The organism is Clostridium luticellarii, assembly GCF_002995845.1.
Taxonomy (GTDB): Bacteria; Bacillota; Clostridia; order Clostridiales; family Clostridiaceae; genus Clostridium_B; species Clostridium_B luticellarii.
In genome coordinates, this window is sequence record NZ_PVXP01000127.1 from 1 (window position 1) to 3330 (window position 3330).

The 3330-nt window shown below is 28.0% G+C and carries 3 protein-coding genes; all 3 read left to right on the top strand.

What is annotated here, in order from left to right; all coding sequences use genetic code 11:
* The first annotated feature begins 212 nt into the window (after nucleotides 1–212).
* The 3 genes from CLLU_RS18205 to CLLU_RS18215 all read left to right on the top strand — a co-directional run bounded on the left by CLLU_RS18205 (nucleotide 213) and on the right by CLLU_RS18215 (nucleotide 3275).
* The gene (locus CLLU_RS18205) at nucleotides 213–728 is read left to right on the top strand and encodes a serine acetyltransferase (RefSeq protein WP_207656034.1); all 516 of its coding nucleotides are present in this window, start codon (nucleotides 213–215) and stop codon (nucleotides 726–728) included.
* A gap of 206 nt (nucleotides 729–934) precedes the next feature.
* Complete coding sequence (locus CLLU_RS18210; RefSeq protein WP_106011172.1) at nucleotides 935–2257, top strand: UDP-glucose dehydrogenase family protein; 1323 nt, start codon at nucleotides 935–937, stop codon at nucleotides 2255–2257.
* A gap of 22 nt (nucleotides 2258–2279) precedes the next feature.
* Entirely contained in the window at nucleotides 2280–3275 is a 996-nt protein-coding gene (locus CLLU_RS18215) for an SDR family NAD(P)-dependent oxidoreductase (RefSeq protein ID WP_106011173.1), read from the top strand.
* The last annotated feature ends 55 nt before the right edge of the window (nucleotides 3276–3330 follow it).

Consider the following 3330-nt stretch of genomic DNA (forward strand, 5'->3'; position numbering starts at 1 on the left):
ATTAATAATAATTGATAATTAGAAAGGAATAACTATTAATGTTTTCTAGCTTAGGATGGCCATTGGTATATTGGTAATAAGTTTATTGGAAAATATCATAATAATTTAGCTTAAATATTAGGGGGAAGCAAAGATGCTGAACCTTATAATATATAAAAATCAAGCTCTTTGAGTTTTCGAGAGCGTGCATAAGATATAAAAGGGGGATAGCTATGATAAAAGAATTAAAGATGGACTACAAGAGAAATGAAAAGAAGTTTCCAGCTATGGTTGTTCTGCTTTTATATAGATTAGGAAATTATATTTATTATAAAAATTTTCCTAAAGCAATAAAATTAATTCTATTAGTACCAATAAAGATTATATATAAATTATTTGAGGCAGTATTAAATAATGAAATACCGTTTGATTTTAAGAGTGGTGGTGGATTAAGAATGCGACATCCTATTGGTATAGTAATAAATAGTAATTGTGATATTGGAGAAAATTGCACAATATTTCATCAAGTTACTATTGGTTCTAATGAACATTCAGAATTTAATAAAGCTGCTACTATAGGTGATAATGTATATATTGGGTGTGGTGCAAAAATAATAGGTAATATAATTATAGGGGATAATGCAAAAATTGGTGCAAATGCAGTTATTACAAAAAACATACCAGATGGATGCACTGTTGTAGGAAATAATATTGTAATAGATAAAAGTAAAACAAAAGTAAGTTTATAATTTTAGTTATGCAAAGTAAAAATCTAAATTTGTAGCAATGGTAAAAATTAGATATGGCACACTGTACCCAACCGTGGTATAAAAAATTTATAAACAAAACACACGGAAGATAATTAATATGCCAAATAATATTGTATCCATTAATAACGAACTTTACAATTACTTAAATGATGTAATTAATGTTAATTAGAAGGGAAGAACTATTGATGAATAAAATTGCAATAATAGGGAGTGGATATGTAGGCTTGGTCAGTGGTACTTGCTTAGCGGACTTTGGAATGGAAGTCACTTGTGTAGATAACAATAAAGAAAAAATAGATAAGTTAAATAATGGACAAGTTCCAATATATGAACCTGGTTTAGATGGGTTGGTAGAAAAAAATATATATTATAAAAGATTAAAGTTTACTAGTAATATAAAAAAAGCAGTTGAAGAAAATGAAGTTATATTTATTGCTGTAGGTACTCCTCCTTCAGAAGATGGCAGTGCAGATTTACATTATGTTTCAGAAGTGGCGAAAGATATAGCAGAATACATGAATGGATACAAAATTATAGTTGATAAGTCTACAGTTCCAGTTGGAACTGGGCAAAAAGTAAAAAAAATTATAAAAACAGAATTAGATAAAAGAGGGGAAAAACATAGTTTTGATGTTGTTTCTAATCCGGAGTTTTTGAGAGAAGGAGCAGCCATACGTGATTTTACACATCCTGATAGGGTAGTAATCGGTGCGGAATCTGAAAAGGCTATAAATGTTATGAAAGAAGTTTATAGAGTTCTATATATCAACGAAACACCGTTTTTGGTTACTAGTATAGAAACGGCAGAACTTATAAAATATGCTTCTAATGCATTTTTGGCTACTAAGATATCATTTATAAATGAGTTAACTGGACTTTGTGAAAAAGTTGGGGCTAATATACAGCATATATCTAAAGCTATGGGTATGGATAAAAGGATAGGACCTAAATTTTTGCATTCTGGACCTGGATATGGTGGAAGTTGTTTCCCAAAAGATACTCGTGCACTTGTAAGAATAGCAGAAGATTATGGATGCGATTGTTCAATAGTTAGATCTACTGTAGAAGCAAATAAAAAACAAAAATTAAGAATGGTGGGTAAGGTTATAAATAGTATGAAAGACTTGAAAAATAAGACTATAGCTATTTTAGGATTATCCTTTAAACCTGAAACAGATGATATGAGGGAATCTCCATCACTTTTAATTGTAAGGGAACTGGTTAAGAATGGTGTGAATATAAAAGTCTATGATCCTCAAGCCTATAAAGAAGCTAAATGGAGATTTAAGGATATAGAAGATAGAATTGAATATTGTGATAGTGAATATTCAGCTGTAGAAAATTCAGATGGATTTATGATTTTAACTGAATGGAATCAATTTAGAAATCTAGACTTAATAAAAATAAAAAATTCTATGAAAGGTAAGTATTTTTTTGATTTTAGAAATATTTACGATCCTAAAAAAATGAAGGAACTTGGATTTGAATATGTATCTGTAGGAAGATAAAATAGCTTAGGTAGGTGTATTTATGAAAACTATACTAGTTACAGGTGGAGCAGGTTTTATAGGCTCCCATTTATGTGAAGCATTATTGAATGAGGGTAATAAGGTAATAGTTATTGATAATTTTAATAATTATTATAATCCTATGATAAAAGGAAGTAATATACAGGAAATAAAAAATACAATGAAATATAATAAAATATTAAATGGCAATTTTAAATTATTTGAAGGAGATATAAGAAATAAAGAAGATTTAACTAGGGTATTCCGTGAAAAAATAGATATAATAGTACATTTAGCAGCAATGGCAGGAGTTAGACCATCAATACAAAATCCAGAATTATATTATGACGTTAATATAATGGGTACATTAAATTTATTAGAACAATGTAAAAAAAATAAAATTACTAAATTTGTCTTTGCATCTAGTTCATCGATATATGGAAATAACAAGAAGGTTCCTTTTTCGGAAAATGATAATGTAGATTTTCCAATATCACCTTATGCGGCTACCAAGAAATCGTGTGAACTTTTACTTCATACATATCATCATTTATATAATATAAGTACAGTATGTTTAAGATTTTTTACAGTATATGGTCCAAGGCAGAGGCCTGATTTAGCTATACACAAGTTTACAAAGTTAATTTTAGAAAGAAAAAAAATACCTTTTTATGGTGATGGAACAACTGAAAGAGATTATACTTATATCAGTGATATAATAAATGGAATATTATCAGCAATTGAATTTGTTTGTAGTGATAATTGTTATGAAATTTTTAACGTTGGTGGAGATCATACTATATCACTAAAAGAAATGGTTGAAACTATAGAAAGTACATTGAATAAAAAAGCAGAATTGAATATTATGCCAATGCAGCCTGGAGATGTTAATAGAACTTGTGCGGATATAACAAAATCAGATAAAATATTAGGATATAGACCTAATGTTAATTTTGAAGAGGGAATAAAAAAATTTGTAGATTGGTATAAGATTAAAAGGAATGATTTAAATGATTAATGATTTAGCTATAATTATAATTCCAACTTATAATAGTGAGAAATATATTTTAAAG